General features: G+C 67.0%; 13 protein-coding genes and 1 tRNA gene. 8 read left to right on the top strand and 6 right to left on the bottom strand.

Annotation, left to right across the window (positions count from 1 at the left end; translation table 11 throughout):
* Positions 1-587 precede the first annotated feature (587 nt).
* Positions 588-713: a hypothetical protein gene (locus IEW07_RS21485; protein ID WP_268235540.1), complete on the bottom strand. Its 126-nt coding sequence runs from the start codon at positions 711-713 to the stop codon at positions 588-590.
* 124 nt (positions 714-837) lie between these two features.
* Here IEW07_RS21485 and IEW07_RS17040 point away from each other — a divergent pair.
* The 3 genes from IEW07_RS17040 (at position 838) to IEW07_RS17030 (ending at position 2,904) form a co-directional block, all read left to right on the top strand.
* Positions 838-914, top strand: a tRNA-Met gene (locus IEW07_RS17040).
* Positions 915-1,465: 551 nt separating this feature from the next.
* A complete protein-coding gene (locus tag IEW07_RS17035) occupies positions 1,466-2,239 on the top strand; it encodes a ParA family protein (protein ID WP_188539432.1) in 774 nt (257 codons plus the stop codon).
* A gap of 59 nt (positions 2,240-2,298) precedes the next feature.
* Positions 2,299-2,904 (top strand): hypothetical protein, encoded by a 606-nt coding sequence (locus IEW07_RS17030; protein ID WP_188539430.1) that lies wholly within the window; start codon positions 2,299-2,301, stop codon positions 2,902-2,904.
* 260 nt (positions 2,905-3,164) lie between these two features.
* Here IEW07_RS17030 and cspE read toward each other — a convergent pair whose 3' ends face one another.
* Positions 3,165-3,371, bottom strand: coding sequence for a transcription antiterminator/RNA stability regulator CspE (cspE, locus tag IEW07_RS17025; protein ID WP_188539428.1), 207 nt, complete (start codon positions 3,369-3,371; stop codon positions 3,165-3,167).
* A gap of 238 nt (positions 3,372-3,609) precedes the next feature.
* Positions 3,610-4,125: a hypothetical protein gene (locus tag IEW07_RS17020; RefSeq protein WP_188539426.1), complete on the bottom strand. Its 516-nt coding sequence runs from the start codon at positions 4,123-4,125 to the stop codon at positions 3,610-3,612.
* A gap of 343 nt (positions 4,126-4,468) precedes the next feature.
* Between IEW07_RS17020 and IEW07_RS17015 the strand changes: the two genes are divergently transcribed.
* On the top strand, positions 4,469-5,044 hold the full coding sequence (locus IEW07_RS17015; protein ID WP_188539424.1) for a hypothetical protein: 576 nt from the start codon (positions 4,469-4,471) through the stop codon (positions 5,042-5,044).
* A gap of 69 nt (positions 5,045-5,113) precedes the next feature.
* Here IEW07_RS17015 and IEW07_RS17010 read toward each other — a convergent pair whose 3' ends face one another.
* Positions 5,114-6,157 (bottom strand): DUF559 domain-containing protein, encoded by a 1,044-nt coding sequence (locus IEW07_RS17010; RefSeq protein WP_188539422.1) that lies wholly within the window; start codon positions 6,155-6,157, stop codon positions 5,114-5,116.
* Positions 6,158-6,360: 203 nt separating this feature from the next.
* Between IEW07_RS17010 and IEW07_RS17005 the strand changes: the two genes are divergently transcribed.
* Positions 6,361-6,792 carry a hypothetical protein gene (locus tag IEW07_RS17005; protein ID WP_188539420.1) on the top strand — a complete coding sequence of 144 codons (432 nt, stop codon included), beginning with the start codon at positions 6,361-6,363 and terminating at the stop codon, positions 6,790-6,792.
* Positions 6,793-6,885: 93 nt separating this feature from the next.
* On the opposite strand, the gene IEW07_RS17000 is transcribed toward IEW07_RS17005, so the two are convergent.
* Positions 6,886-8,061: an MrcB family domain-containing protein gene (locus IEW07_RS17000; RefSeq protein WP_188539418.1), complete on the bottom strand. Its 1,176-nt coding sequence runs from the start codon at positions 8,059-8,061 to the stop codon at positions 6,886-6,888.
* Between the two features lie 177 nt (positions 8,062-8,238).
* The gene (locus IEW07_RS21670; RefSeq protein ID WP_308738241.1) at positions 8,239-8,427 is read right to left on the bottom strand and encodes a YgjP-like metallopeptidase domain-containing protein; all 189 of its coding nucleotides are present in this window, start codon (positions 8,425-8,427) and stop codon (positions 8,239-8,241) included.
* Here IEW07_RS21670 and IEW07_RS16990 point away from each other — a divergent pair.
* From IEW07_RS16990 to IEW07_RS21665, 3 genes are all read left to right on the top strand, one after another.
* Positions 8,365-9,612 carry a DUF4192 family protein gene (locus tag IEW07_RS16990; RefSeq protein WP_188539416.1) on the top strand — a complete coding sequence of 416 codons (1,248 nt, stop codon included), beginning with the start codon at positions 8,365-8,367 and terminating at the stop codon, positions 9,610-9,612. The genes IEW07_RS21670 and IEW07_RS16990 overlap by 63 nt on opposite strands.
* Positions 9,613-9,850: 238 nt before the next feature.
* Positions 9,851-10,924 carry an IS630 family transposase gene (locus IEW07_RS16985; protein WP_188539415.1) on the top strand — a complete coding sequence of 358 codons (1,074 nt, stop codon included), beginning with the start codon at positions 9,851-9,853 and terminating at the stop codon, positions 10,922-10,924.
* A 121-nt stretch (positions 10,925-11,045) separates the two neighbouring features.
* Positions 11,046-12,014: a DNA mismatch endonuclease Vsr gene (locus IEW07_RS21665; protein ID WP_308738240.1), complete on the top strand. Its 969-nt coding sequence runs from the start codon at positions 11,046-11,048 to the stop codon at positions 12,012-12,014.
* The last annotated feature ends 631 nt before the right edge of the window (positions 12,015-12,645 follow it).

The raw sequence follows: 12,645 nt of genomic DNA, 5'->3' as shown, positions 1-12,645 counted from the left end.
TTTTGGTGGAAGCGGCGATAGCGTGCCGGGCCGCGGTGTGGGCTGGACCGGTGGCAGAGATCAGCACAGCTGTCTCTACGAGGAATCCGACCATCCCCACGCCATCGGCCCCGCCGCCCCCACCCATCAGGGCGGCAGTTCCCGCCGCGACCACGGTGCCCGCCGTAATTGGGACCGTCGCCGACGCTCTTGGCAAGGCTGCGGTCTGGCCGGCCACCCAGGCTGCATTGTGGAGGCTTTGGTGTGTCGGGTGCGGATGGACCGGCCGCGCTGTTGTGAGCCAAGTTCCCCTCGGCTGCCATACGGGTCATCAGCACATCTGCCGTGGAGAGCAATGTGACGCCGAACAGCAGGAGATCAAGGCAGGGGTGTCATCGCTCACGGGTCACTTCCTGCAGAGGGCTTCTCGCCGTATGTGCTGGGACCTCTTCCTCCACTCGGCGTGGTACCTGTGTCGGCCTTCGGGGACGACCTCACGGCGATTCACCGGACAGGGCGGGGGCGCCATATCTATCGTTTCTTTGATGGCTTTGACGCATATATTCAATTTATGCCAAAAGTAAATATATTGAATAGACACACTAAATTCAGTAAATGTACTGGATGTACTGGATGTACTGGATGTACTGGATGTACTGGATGTACTGGATGTACTGGATGTACTGGATGTACTGGATGTACTGGATGTAAGGCAGGTAAGGCAGGTAAGGCATGCCGGCTTCGGCGGCTCCATAGAAGACTTCCCCTGGGAAATGCGTCGCTGCGCCTTCCCCCTCTGCTGGCTGGTCGAGCCGGATGTGCGCGTCTGTCCGAAGGGGCATATAGTCGTATGGTCGCCGCGGGGTGGAGCAGCTCGGTAGCTCGCTGGGCTCATAACCCAGAGGTCGCAAGTTCAAATCTTGCCCCCGCAACCATGGAAGACCCCCGAACCCGCAATGCGGGGCGGGGGTCTTTGCGCTGTATGGGGGCGGGCTCGGGTGGAGGGTGAAATCCTCATTGCCCCATCCGCATTGGCCGCCTCAGTGTGGCGGTGTCGTATCGGAGATATTGACTCGATTCACTCGATTCACTCGATTCACTGAGTTGAATAGACGCAACAAATTGTATAAGTGGAACAGTCTGCTGCATCTGGCTCTCCCACAGGGGTTTCCTGCCACCCCTACCCCTATGCAGAGCCCTCTCCGGCGCGACGGAGGGCGGGGGTGGAGGGGTGTCTGACCGGTCTGGTTCGGGCGCACTCGTAGCCACTCGGGCCTCAGGGTGGCCATTACGCTCCAACTGCGTCAGCGTGCTCGTGCCTGAAGGACGGGATGGAGGGGATTGGCGGGGTGGCATCAACGGCCTATAAGCGCCCGACGAGTGAGTCGACAGTGACGCCCCATAGCAATCAGTTGCGATAGATTGAATACATGCAACAGTTTGGACACCTCCGGGCTGCTGGTACCACCGAAAGGGGCACCCACGTATGACCGTCTACACCGTCGCCTTGTCCAAAGGCGGCTCCACCAAGACCACTACGGCTGCTGAAATCGCAGCCGCCCTGGCCGCGGCTGGACGCCGGGTGCTGGCCATCGACCTCGATCAGCAGGGAAATCTCACCACTCGACTCGGGCTGACTGATGACAGCGAGGTCCCCGCCGTGGCCGCTGAGGTGCTCACCGGGGAGGCTACTGCTGCCGAAGCCGCTGTTCCGAGCCCGACCGTTGCCGGGGTGCACGTGCTGGCTGGCACCCATGACTTGGCGGACATGGACACCCATCAGGTGCCGGATCTGGTGACTGCCCTGCGCGATCACCTGCCCACGGTGGCGGAGCGCTTCGACGACGTGGTCATCGACACCCCGCCGGCACTGTCCGGACTGACCCTGTCCGGGTTGGCCGCAGCCGATGTCGTGGTGGCGGCGGTGGCTTGCGAGGTGGAGGCCTTGGACCAGCTCACCCGGCTCTCCGATGTCATCGAGGCCCGGCTGGCCCGCCGGGTTCGTCCCGGGCTGGCGGTGTCCTGGGTGGTGCCCACCCGCTATGACGGGCGCCGGACTCTGGACAAGGAGGTGGTGGAGATGCTCGAGCAGATGCACCCGGGCAAGGTCACCGCCCCGGTGCGAGAGGCGGTGTCCGTGCGCGATGCCTACACGGCTGGGATGCCGGTGTCCGTCTACGACCCGTCTTCCAAGGTGGCCGCCGATTACCAGGCGGCCGTGTCCCCGATCATCGCCGCCAGCACAGGAGTCCGAGTCTGATGCCCGCCCGGAGGTCCCTCAAAGACCGGAACAAGGCCGCCATCACCAGACCCGTCGAGGTGCCCACCGTCGAGCCTGTCGACGAACCCACCGTCGAGGTGCCACAGCAATCCACCGCGGCACCTGTGGCAGAGGTGCCGACAGCGGGGGAGCGGGGGGCCCCGCAGTCTGTCACCCCGACGGCGGTCGAGGAGCCGGCCGGCATCACCGAGCCGGGCGGCGTTGCGCGCCGACCGCAGGCCTTGCCGGCGGGGACTGCGCGCCTGGGTCTGTACCTGCGCCAGGCCACCCTGGAGGGGGCCAAGTCCGCCTACGTGGCCGACCTGGACGCCCTCGCCGATCCGCCCACCAGCTTCGCCCGCTGGATCGCCGCCGCCTTGGATGCCCACGCTGGGCGCACTCCTGCCGACCGGGCCAAGCTGGCGCAGGCGCACCCGGATCCGGAGGAAGGCAAGCGCGGGGTCAACCGTGCCTTCATCCTGCCGGTGGACACCATTGCGACGATGGAGGAGACCACCGGCATCGACCGGCGGGCCGGACGGATGCAGTCGGTGAGCCAGTTGGCCGCCGAAGCCCTGCGCATCGCCATCGAGGAGGCTAGGCAGCGCAATGGCGGTAGCCTGCCGGTCGCGCCGAGACGGCTGCCCAACAAACCCACCCGCTGAGCAGTGAAACTGGTGTCACCAGCGCATGCCGTGCGTCCAGTTGATGATGTCACTGCAGTCGATCTATTCAATAAGTCGCAGCTTGTCGGCTTATGATCCGCGGTGGATGAAGCGTAGGGATAGTGAAGATGCGGGGAGACTGATCGACCGCGGCAAAGCCATCGCCACCCAGCTCGAGGCCTGGGTGGCGATGGCTTCGGCGGTGCCGCAGCGTCTGCTCGGGCTACGCGGGATCTGCAGGCAAGATCCCAGTGTCGTTGTCAGGACAGGACGGTGATGTTCGCGGCCTGGGGGCCCTTGGGGCCTTGTTGGATCTCGAATTCCACCCGTTGGTTCTCCTCCAGGGAGCGGAAGCCTCCGGAGTTGATGGCGGAGTAGTGGGCGAACACGTCGGCGGAGCCGTCCTCGGGGCTGATGAAGCCGAAGCCCTTCTCGGCGTTGAACCACTTGACCACACCTGTAGTCATAACCAGTACCTACTTCGTTGTGCGAACCACCGGGCACCCCGCAGAGTGCGGGGTGCTCGTGCACGGTGTTCGTGCTCTGCCAGCCTGGCAGAAAGCCCCGCCCCCGGACAGGCCCGACGCGCGGCCACAGTGGCCTGTTCTCGTCTCGCCGGGGCAGGGGCCGTGGTGCCGGGCGGGCTGCTGGGTGCACGGCCGGTGCCGGGGCATGGGCCGGCCCACGGGTCCTCCGGGCATGGGGTCAGCGGCGCCGTCGGGAGTTCCGCCGGCGGTGGGAGCGGCGCTTGGACGGGGCGGACCGGTGGGTGGAGCGGTCGGTGGTCTCCATCAGGTGCTCGGCGCCGGCGGACAGGGTGGCGGCAATCAGGGCCACCCCCTCGTCGGTGCCCAGCAGCAGGTCCGAGTCCACCACGACGGTCGACCGTCGCGCGGTCAGGTCGTTGGTGACCCCCACGGTGAAGCCGGTCGCCCGTGCGGCCGCGGGCACGGTCTGCACCCGCTCCACCGCGGTGACTTCCACTGCGGGCAGCTCGTGTCCGGTGAGCCGGTAGTCGTCCAGCACCTGCCGGCCCAGGCTCAGCAGCGCCGGCACCAGCACAGCAGGTGTGACCGTCACCTCGGCGGGCAGGCCCACCATCAGGCGGGCGGTGGTGCCGGCGGTGGTCATGCGCAGCTGGGCGGCCACGGCGAAGGAGTCCACCACCGGGACCTCGGCCGGGGCCGGGGCGGGTGTGGCGACAGGGACGGCAGCGCTCAAGGGGGGACTCCATGGGGAGGGGACGGGGACCGAGCCAGACTCTCACACACCCCACCCCGGGTCCGGGGACCGGGTCCGGCGGGGCGCGGAGATGACACGGCCGGGACACCGGGGCCAGGTGCCCGCAGCATCGTGACCGTACCCCGCGGGACCGGCCGCGGCGCGTGGGCTGCGCCCACACCCCGTGCTTGCCGGCGGGCGTGGTCATCGGGTGCTGATCGCGCCTGCACTTGGGGGAGGGGGGTGATGTGCCGGGTCCGGAGGCCCTGCCGCTGCCCGGATCACCCCTGCGGTGGCGGAGACTGGGGGTGTCCGCCACCCGCCTGCCGCCCCAGGAGAACAGATGACCCCCACCGACCCTGACACCACGGTTCCCACCCGCCTGCTGCCGGCCACCCTGCGGCCCGTGCCGGCCACCGCCGACTACGTCCTGGGTGCCTACAGCGCCACCGAGGAGGCCTACCCCGGGGCGGACCCTGCCCAGTCAGTGGAGCTGCTGCTCGAGGGCACCGTGGTCGCGGTGGCCACCGAAGGCGACGGGGACCCGGCCCAGCTGCGGGTCCTCGGCGCCACCGAGCAGGAGCGCCGGGTGCGGGAGGAGGTCCTGGAGGCGTGGATCGCCGACTTCACCGGTGCCGGACTGGTCTACCGGGAGACCATCGGCGGGCAGCTCTACGAGGTGGACTACGACCGGGAGCTGGTGGCCACGGCCCTGCTGGGCGAGGCCGAGCTCACCGCGATGCTCGCCCACTCCTCGGACCGGTACTACGCCGTCTCCTGGGCCGCGGTACAACGCCAGGAGTTCCAGGCGCTGATCGGGTCCTCCGCCCTGACCGACGAGCAGGTCCGGGAGCAGCTGGACGGCCACAGCGTCGGGGTCGTGTTCTGGTCCCCGACCCAGCACGCCTGGATCTCCTGAGAGAACACAGCGGGCACGCCCGGTGCAGGAGGCCCGTGCGTAGCGCCGTGCATGGTGCGTAGCGCGCGTTCAGGCCCAGTGGCCGGTGCGTTTCCCGGTGCGGGCCAGGGAGATGGTCACGACACGGGGCAGGAACGGGTTCGCCGCGACGACCTGAGCGATGCGCCAGCCGGCGGCTGCGGCTTCGGGGTGGACCTGCAGCTGGGGAGTCCCGTCGGTGCGCAGCTCCAGGGGCTCCCAGGTGGTGGTGCCTTTGACGGTGACCGTCAGCTCACAGGTCGGCCCGCCGAGGTTGAAGGAAGCCGGCAGAAGCACGTTGGGCCCGCTGGGCCCGGTGAAGAACCGCTCGCCCCACGGGAAGGCGGAGGTCGGCTCGAAGTCGGCCTCGCCCATCTGCTCCAGCACCGCGGTGAGCTCCGCCTTCCACTGCTTCCGAGGGAGGCGGTGGAGGTCAAGCAGCCGGAGGAACCACACCCCGCTCCTGCCCCGGTCCAGGCCCAGACAGCGCCCGGAGTCCACGATGGCCAGGCGCACGGGGTCACCGGAGTCGAGCATCCAGGCGAAGAAGTAGGCGTGCTCGTAGGCCGAGCGGGTGGTGGCCCGGCTCAGCCGCCCGTGCATCCTCGGGGTCGGGCGGGCGACCCGCCGCACCTGCCCGGGGCGCCCGTCAACGGCGTCGGTGACTGCCGCGACCAGCGCCTCGATCACCGGGTCGGTGATGGTCTGGCCCTCGGCGACGACGTCATGGGCGCCGATGGGCTGCTGGCCCCCCAGACGCAGGCGCACCACGGTCCACCCGGCGTGGGAGAGCAGCGCGTTGCGCATCGTGTCCTGGAACTCCCGCGCACCGTGGGTGTAGAGCGGGTCCACCTCCACGCAGACCTTCGACTCCAGCAGCACGAAGTCCGGGGTGAGGACCGGGAACCTGTTGCCGAAGATGTCGTAGCTGCACTGGATCGCCAATCCCTGGCGCACCGGCAGCCCGGCCTCCAGCAGTCTCTGCTTCACCCGCTGCTCGATCGCCGAGGTGGCCGGGTTCTGGGACGGCACCTCGGCGCCGAGGTCGTGCTCCGGCAACCACGAGGAGGTGTAGGGGGAGCGGCGAGGGCTCACAGGGGTCCTCCCAGGATCGTGGTGGATGTCCAGCGGTGCGGTACAGGGCTCTGGGGGCCGCGGCGCGGTGCGCACCGTGGGCGGGCGGCAGCAGGGCCGTGTCCTCCGGCGTCATGTGCGCGCACATGGGTGCCCTGTGCCCCTACCGAACAGTAGATTTGCTTTCGCGCACACTACCATCGGGATTGCGGGGGGACAGGGGTATGACGGCACGAGCCGGCCAGGGGAATGAGGAGCTGTACTACGGGCGCGCCAAGAGGGATTGGGCGGCGATGCTCAGGGTCACCGAGGCCTACCTGGCCGAGTGTGCGGCGGGCAATTGCGAGACCGACTACACCGCCGTCAACCACCGGATCGACCGCGAACGGCTGCCTGCGTTCCGCTTCGACCGGGAGGCCGATCGGGCGGCTATGGGCAGGCTGTTGGGTGAGATCTCGGTGTGGTCCTACGAGGACCACGGCATCATGCTCAGCGCCCTGGTCCGGCAGAGCGGTGGTACATCGGTGGGCAAGGGCTTCTGGACCCTGGCCGAAGAACTGGGGGCGGTGCCCGAGGGTCTGACACCGCGGCAGAAATCCGTCGAGCTCAAGCGCCTCACCCGGGCAGTCAAGGACCACTACCGACAGTCGCGCTGAACCCATCGGGACCGTCCAGCCCGGTCCCCCGGGAACGACCCGTGACCGCTGCCCTGTGGACTCCGGGTACGTGTCATCCCCGCAGGGAGATCGCTAGGACGCCCGCTGTACCAGGCAACGGTGAACCTCGAAGTTGGCGACGGTGGAGACATCGTGGGCGGTGCACGTCCTCCCGATGAGCCGGTCCACGGCCCGTTCGAGACCCTTCGTCTCTGCGGCACGGCCACGGCACACCTGACCGTTTGCGTCCACGACGATGTAGCCACATTCGAAGAGGGCATCGCAGCCGAGGGCGCAGACCAGCATCGCCGCCGACGTGAAGTCCATGCGCTCTTCCTCGGTGCACATGCTCCGCGGTTTGATGTGACCTGCGATGAGCAACCGTGCCGGCAGCACTTCCCCGCAGAGGGCGCACGGCGCTGTCGGGCGATCCTTCAGGAGAGACCGACGCAGCTCCCTCTGCTCGCGGCGGATCGTGGCCGGGGCCTGGGCATCCGTCTCCTCGCCGCTCCACCTGGAGACGTAGTCACGGTTCAGGGTGTCGTCGGCGCGGGCCGTGTCGGAGTGCAGGCCCGACCGGGGCCACGGCGAGGGATCCGGTGTCTGCATTGGGGGCGTCCCAGCATCGGCAGGGTGTGAATCCGGTTCGTGGACGCCAGACCGTGTTGCCTCCTCTGCCTCGTGGAGTTTCGCCAGCCACGTCAGCATTTCCGTGAGGTGATCGCCCAGCGTCGACTCGTCCGGCACCGACCCGTTCAGGTACCTGAAAGCTGCAACGTTGCCGAGTTCGTACTGGCGACCCAGAGGCGTTCTGGGTGTTTCCAGGTCGATGTCGGCCACCAGGCCCGGTCCTCCGGTGATCTGCAGGACCTGTCGCGCCCAGTCGACCCGATGTTCCAGCTCCTCGGGAGAACGGGGACGATTCCTTCTGTTCTCCCGACGGTTGGTCCCCTGGTTGAGGGAAAGGTATGCCCGTTCACCCTCGGCACTGAACAGGTAGACGAGGTACCACCCCTCCGTCGCGGAGGGGGAGTGGGTGAGCGAGTGGATGCGGCACCAGGGTATGGCGGCCTTGCGCCCGGAGCCGTCGCTGGCTACTACGTTGAGATCGGTCAGTACTCGGTGCGTGCTTCTTGCCTCGGGGAGGGCGCTGTTCAGCCATGCCGTGAGTTCACGCCGGACAAGGACGCCGCGGCGTTGCATGGGTTCGGTGTTCCTGTCGGTCCACTGTTTCTGGAGTTCCAGGATCTCCTCGAGCTCGGCGCGCATGCTCAGGACCATACGCGGTGGATGATGCCCGGCCTCGAATTTCCGTCAGTTCAACCGGTGAGTGGGGAGAACGGGGACTGTCCCTGGTTTCCTTGACCTGCCCCGCTGCAGCAGGGTTCGCGTAGCTGCCCGCCCAAAGGGGCGCGGAAGGTAGGGAAGCGAAAGGCTTCGTCGTGATCATGCAAGGCGGCTGTCGAGCTGATTCTGCCAATTTTCGTCGCGCAGCGGGGTGGTGTTGAGCGCATCGCGGCGGGTTCTCCACGTCGGCAGATAGACGTCCAGCAGCATGATGAGTCGTTCGCCGTGGCCGTGGCCGTGGCCGTGTTCGTGCAAGTGCGTCATCTCGTGAACCACCCTGTATTCCAGCGAGGCCGGGTCCTGTTTCGCCAGCTCGAGGTTGAAGGTGAGGTGCCCGCGCTGCTGCTAGACATAGCAATGCATACCAACTGCACTGGTTGCTTCACCGCGGGAGGAATTATGGTCGGCCCCAAGATCGTCGTCAGCAGTCACCCTGACATGATCGCCACTGTCGCCGGGACCCTCGGTCATATGCCGCAGGACTCGATCGTGCTCTTCTTCTACGGGGGCCGACGGCCCGGCCCCGTCCACCGCTTCGATGCTCCCACGCCGGACCAGATGGTCGAGTTCGCGACCTCCATGGAGCAGCTGTTCCACGGCCAACGGCCGGATGCCCCGGGCGTCTACATCTATATCTTCAGCGATGACCTGGACCGGGAACAGGCCCACCATCTGGGGGTCGGGTTGATCGGGGGCGGCGTCTCCTCCGTCACGGGCGTCGACGTTTCCGACGTGGTACGAGTGACCTCCGCTATCTGGGAATCCCTGGTCCACGCCAACTCGAAGGGAAGTGCTGAGCAGGTTACCCAATCCGTCGACCTCATCGCCTGGGCCAGTGACGAGCGGATCGTCTCGGCAACGCGTAGGGCACCTGTCGAGCCGCCTGCCTATCTTGCCGATGAGGCCGCAGCCACCCGCGTTGCCAAGTACCGCGCCGACTACGGCTTCCTCGCCGATGTGCACGGGGAAGAACTGTGGGAGCAACGGCATCCGGCCGGGAGGGAACTGACCCAGTTGTGGGAGCAGCTGATCGCCGGGGACCGCGGAGAAGCGGCGGAGCGCCTCGCCGCCACCCTGGTGTATCCGTCCGCAGCGCGCTTCGCCCTCTGTGCGGTGACGGCACGTCCGGGAAGCGCCGACTTCGAGCTGACCTGGCTGCGGACGCTGGGCGTGACGGACGTGCCCGGGGGAGTGGTGGATGTCGACTGGACTCGAGGACGCGCTGTGCGCGACGGTTTGCACGCTGTGGCAGGATGCACGCCCGTTTCGGACCGTTCCCACGTGTTCGTTCTGCTGGGACTGCTCGCCTGGATGGGCGGCCACGGCACCGATGCCGTCGACTGGCTGGACATGGCCGGCGAGGTCGAGGTCGTCGACGAGAACGGTGTCAGCAGGGCTCCCCTGGTGACCATCGTGATGACGACGATGAACACCCTCGGTGTCCACCCAGCCGCCAACAGACAGCAGATGTAACCGGTCATGGAAGGTCGGTCCGGTTTGGTCGGTTCCTGTCCACCCGGACCAGCGGGGCCCAGTTGATCATTGCCTTGGATCGGAAGTGCCGGCGCCATGACGACCGGATCGTTCGGTCGGGCCAGGGGCCATCGACCACCGTCAATCTCTGCACCATCACCGAATTCACCCGCTTCTATAGGCGCTAGTGCCCCGGGGTTGAAGTTCCCCAGCGGTTGATGAGGTGGGACCATGGGTTATGGCAAACCATCCTGCGGCCCCGCTGCTGTTGCGCCAGGGTGACCGGGAGAAACTGCAGAGCCTCGTGCGTTCCACCGCGGTGCGGGCTGGATTGGCGCAGCGGGCGCGGATCGTGCTGCTGGCCGCCGAGGGCATTTCCAACACCGAGATCGCCGAGAAGGTGGGCACGACTCGCAACACCGTGATCGCCTGGCGCGCCCGCTACACCGAGGCCGGGATCAAGGGGTTGGCTGATGCCGACCGGTCCGGCCGGCCCCGGCAGATCGATCACCGGGCGATCGTGGCCGCCTCGTTGCGGCCCCCGCCGAAGAAGCTCGGGGTCACCCACTGGTCCTCCCGGTTGCTGGGCTCCAGGCTGGGGATCGATCACACTACGGTGGCCCAGGCCTGGCGGGAGTACGGGGTCGCCCCGTGGCGGGAGGGGACCTTCAAGTTCTCCACCGACCCGCAGTTGGTGGCCAAGGTCGTCGACGTCGTCGGGCTGTATCTGGCACCGCCCGAGAACGCGGTGGTGCTCTGCGTGGATGAGAAGTCCCAGATCCAGGCCCTCGAGCGCACCTCACCATCCCTGCCGATGCAACCTGGGAAGCCGGCGGCCCGCACCCACGACTACATCCGGCACGGGACCTCGACGCTGTTCGCCGCTCTGGAGATCGCAACGGGTCATGTCACCGCCGCCTGCAAGCCGCGGCACCGCCGCCAGGAGTTCCTTGCGTTCCTCAAGCAGATCGCCCGGACCTATCCGGACCAGCAGTTGCACCTGGTGATGGACAACTACGCCACCCACAAAACCCCTGAAGTGAAGGCCTGGCTGGCCGAGAACGCCCGGTTTCGTGTGCACTTCACTCCGACCTCGGCCTCCTGGCTGAACCTGGTGGAGGTGTGGTTTTCCATCGTCGAACGTCAGGCCCTGCACCGGGCCGAGGTCGCTTCGGTCCAGGAGCTCAACGCCAAGATCCGCGCCTTCGTCACCGGCTGGAACGACCGCTGCCACCCGTTCGTCCGGACCAAGACCAGCACCGAAATCCTCAGAAAAGCCAACCGCCCAACCACTTCAAAGACGGGTCACTAGACCGGTACGATGCCGCATCGGCCGCGCCGAGGCTCATGCCCATGCGGTGTTCCTACGGGGACCCGGCACCGGCTCCACCCACTGCGAGGCGGGCGCCGTACGCGCGGAGTTCAGGGCGGGTATGGGCACCACCTCGGACCGCGCCATCGAGGCCGTGTTCAACCTAACCACTGCCGGTGGCGTGACCGTTACCGTGGGCCTGCCCACCCTGGGCGCCATGTTCCAGATCGAGCCGCTGAAGATCACCGCCAAGGCCCAGTACATTATCGGCAGCTCCCGCGCCTCGGCCGTGCCGGCGCTGGAGATCTCCAAGTACGAGCGGATGCGGTGTAAAGGCCTGCTGCCGCTGGAGAAGCTGATCCCTCCCACCTCACACGGGAGCAGATCAACGAGGCGATGGGCGTGCTGGGCACGGGGCGGCCGGTGCCGCAAATTACCGAGTTTTGAGCATCGCGTCCTCAGGGCGGTGTTCGGCTGTTGCCGAGCATGCGTTATTTATGCCGGCTACGGGACCACGGCCTTGTCCCCCGGGAAGGGGCCGAAACGGCGGAGGGGAGCGTCTACGAGAGACAATGCGGGGGTGGACACATCATCGTGGTCTAACCCGCCCGCCGGACCTGATAACGCATATGAGGTGCTCAACCGAAAGGACACCTCCCACGCACGGTCGATGCCCACAAAAGCCTCGGATCGTATGTCCCGCCAGCGCCGACGTGACACCGAACCCGAAATGCTCCTGCGGAAGGAACTGCACCGACGGGGGCTCCGGTATCGGGTGGACGCCAAGCTCCCGGGTATGCCGAGGCGACGTGCCGATGTCCTGTTTCCTCGCCGTAAGGTAGCGGTTTTCGTTGACGGGTGTTTCTGGCACGCCTGCCCTCTGCACGCCACGAGCCCCCAGACCAACAGCGCCTGGTGGCGGACCAAGCTGGAGGGCAATGTGGCCCGGGACCGAGATACCGATCAGCGGTTGAAGCAACTGGGGTGGACGGTGCTGCGCTTCTGGGAACACGAGGACATGACACTTGCTGCCGATGCCGTCGAGACACTGGCGAGGCCGTGCACTCTCCACGACGGGTCGAGTAGGTAAGCACGCGGTTTTGGGTGCTTACCACTTCCGCGCCCGGGCGCGCCCGGTTCATGCTATTGCCCGGAGACCACGGGCAAGTTCGTGCTGGTGTCAGGGCTCGGGTGTATGCAGCACTGGGCGATGTTGGCGCACGGGGGCAATCAGGCGTGTGGAAAGGCCCGAGCAGTGGCGCCGGGTGAGTTGCGGGAAACGCACATTCTGGTCCCTCAACGGTCGGTATCGACACGTCGAGCGGAGCGGTGCGCCTCACATGCCAAGTGGTAGCGTCGCGGTTTCCACGGGTGCGTGGTGAGCTCAGCGGTGGGGTGTGAAGCGTGTTCGTGGGCGATGCGCGGACAGGCGGGAGCATGGCCAGCACTGCGGCTTCTGGAACGCTGTCCCGGACGGTTGTCCTGCGACGGCGGGACAGGGGCAAGCCAGTGCGGAGCAACTTTTCTACATGGGAGTAACAATTGGGCGTTCGCCCGTGCGGGCGACGCCTGAACTACAGGGTGGACAGCCCCCGAGGTGAGCCCCGGACGGTAACACTAGCCATTTAGCTATAGTCAATGAATGCGTCTGCATGCCAATGGCCGCTGGTGCAGCACCCGCACGTGTACCGCTCCTGCAGGTGCTCCTGCGCCGACATCGT

The organism is Kocuria dechangensis, from assembly GCF_014636775.1.
GTDB lineage: Bacteria > Actinomycetota > Actinomycetes > Actinomycetales > Micrococcaceae > Kocuria > Kocuria dechangensis.
The sequence above is the reverse complement of the archived record's forward strand: the minus strand, read 5'-3'. Positions and strand labels throughout refer to the sequence as shown.

What these genes read in the sequence shown, in the direction of transcription:
- IEW07_RS17035 (WP_188539432.1), top strand. Translation starts at nt 1,466, where the DNA reads ATGACCGTCTACACCGTCGCCTTGTCCAAAGGCGGCTCCACCAAGACC.
- IEW07_RS17015 (WP_188539424.1), top strand. Translation starts at nt 4,469, where the DNA reads ATGACCCCCACCGACCCTGACACCACGGTTCCCACCCGCCTGCTGCCG.
- IEW07_RS21485 (WP_268235540.1), bottom strand. Translation starts at nt 713, where the DNA reads ATGCCTTACCTGCCTTACCTGCCTTACATCCAGTACATCCAGTACATC.
- IEW07_RS17005 (WP_188539420.1), top strand. Translation starts at nt 6,361, where the DNA reads ATGACGGCACGAGCCGGCCAGGGGAATGAGGAGCTGTACTACGGGCGC.
- IEW07_RS17000 (WP_188539418.1), bottom strand. Translation starts at nt 8,061, where the DNA reads ATGCGCGCCGAGCTCGAGGAGATCCTGGAACTCCAGAAACAGTGGACC.
- IEW07_RS21665 (WP_308738240.1), top strand. Translation starts at nt 11,046, where the DNA reads ATGGGCACCACCTCGGACCGCGCCATCGAGGCCGTGTTCAACCTAACC.
- IEW07_RS16985 (WP_188539415.1), top strand. Translation starts at nt 9,851, where the DNA reads ATGGCAAACCATCCTGCGGCCCCGCTGCTGTTGCGCCAGGGTGACCGG.
- cspE (WP_188539428.1), bottom strand. Translation starts at nt 3,371, where the DNA reads ATGACTACAGGTGTGGTCAAGTGGTTCAACGCCGAGAAGGGCTTCGGC.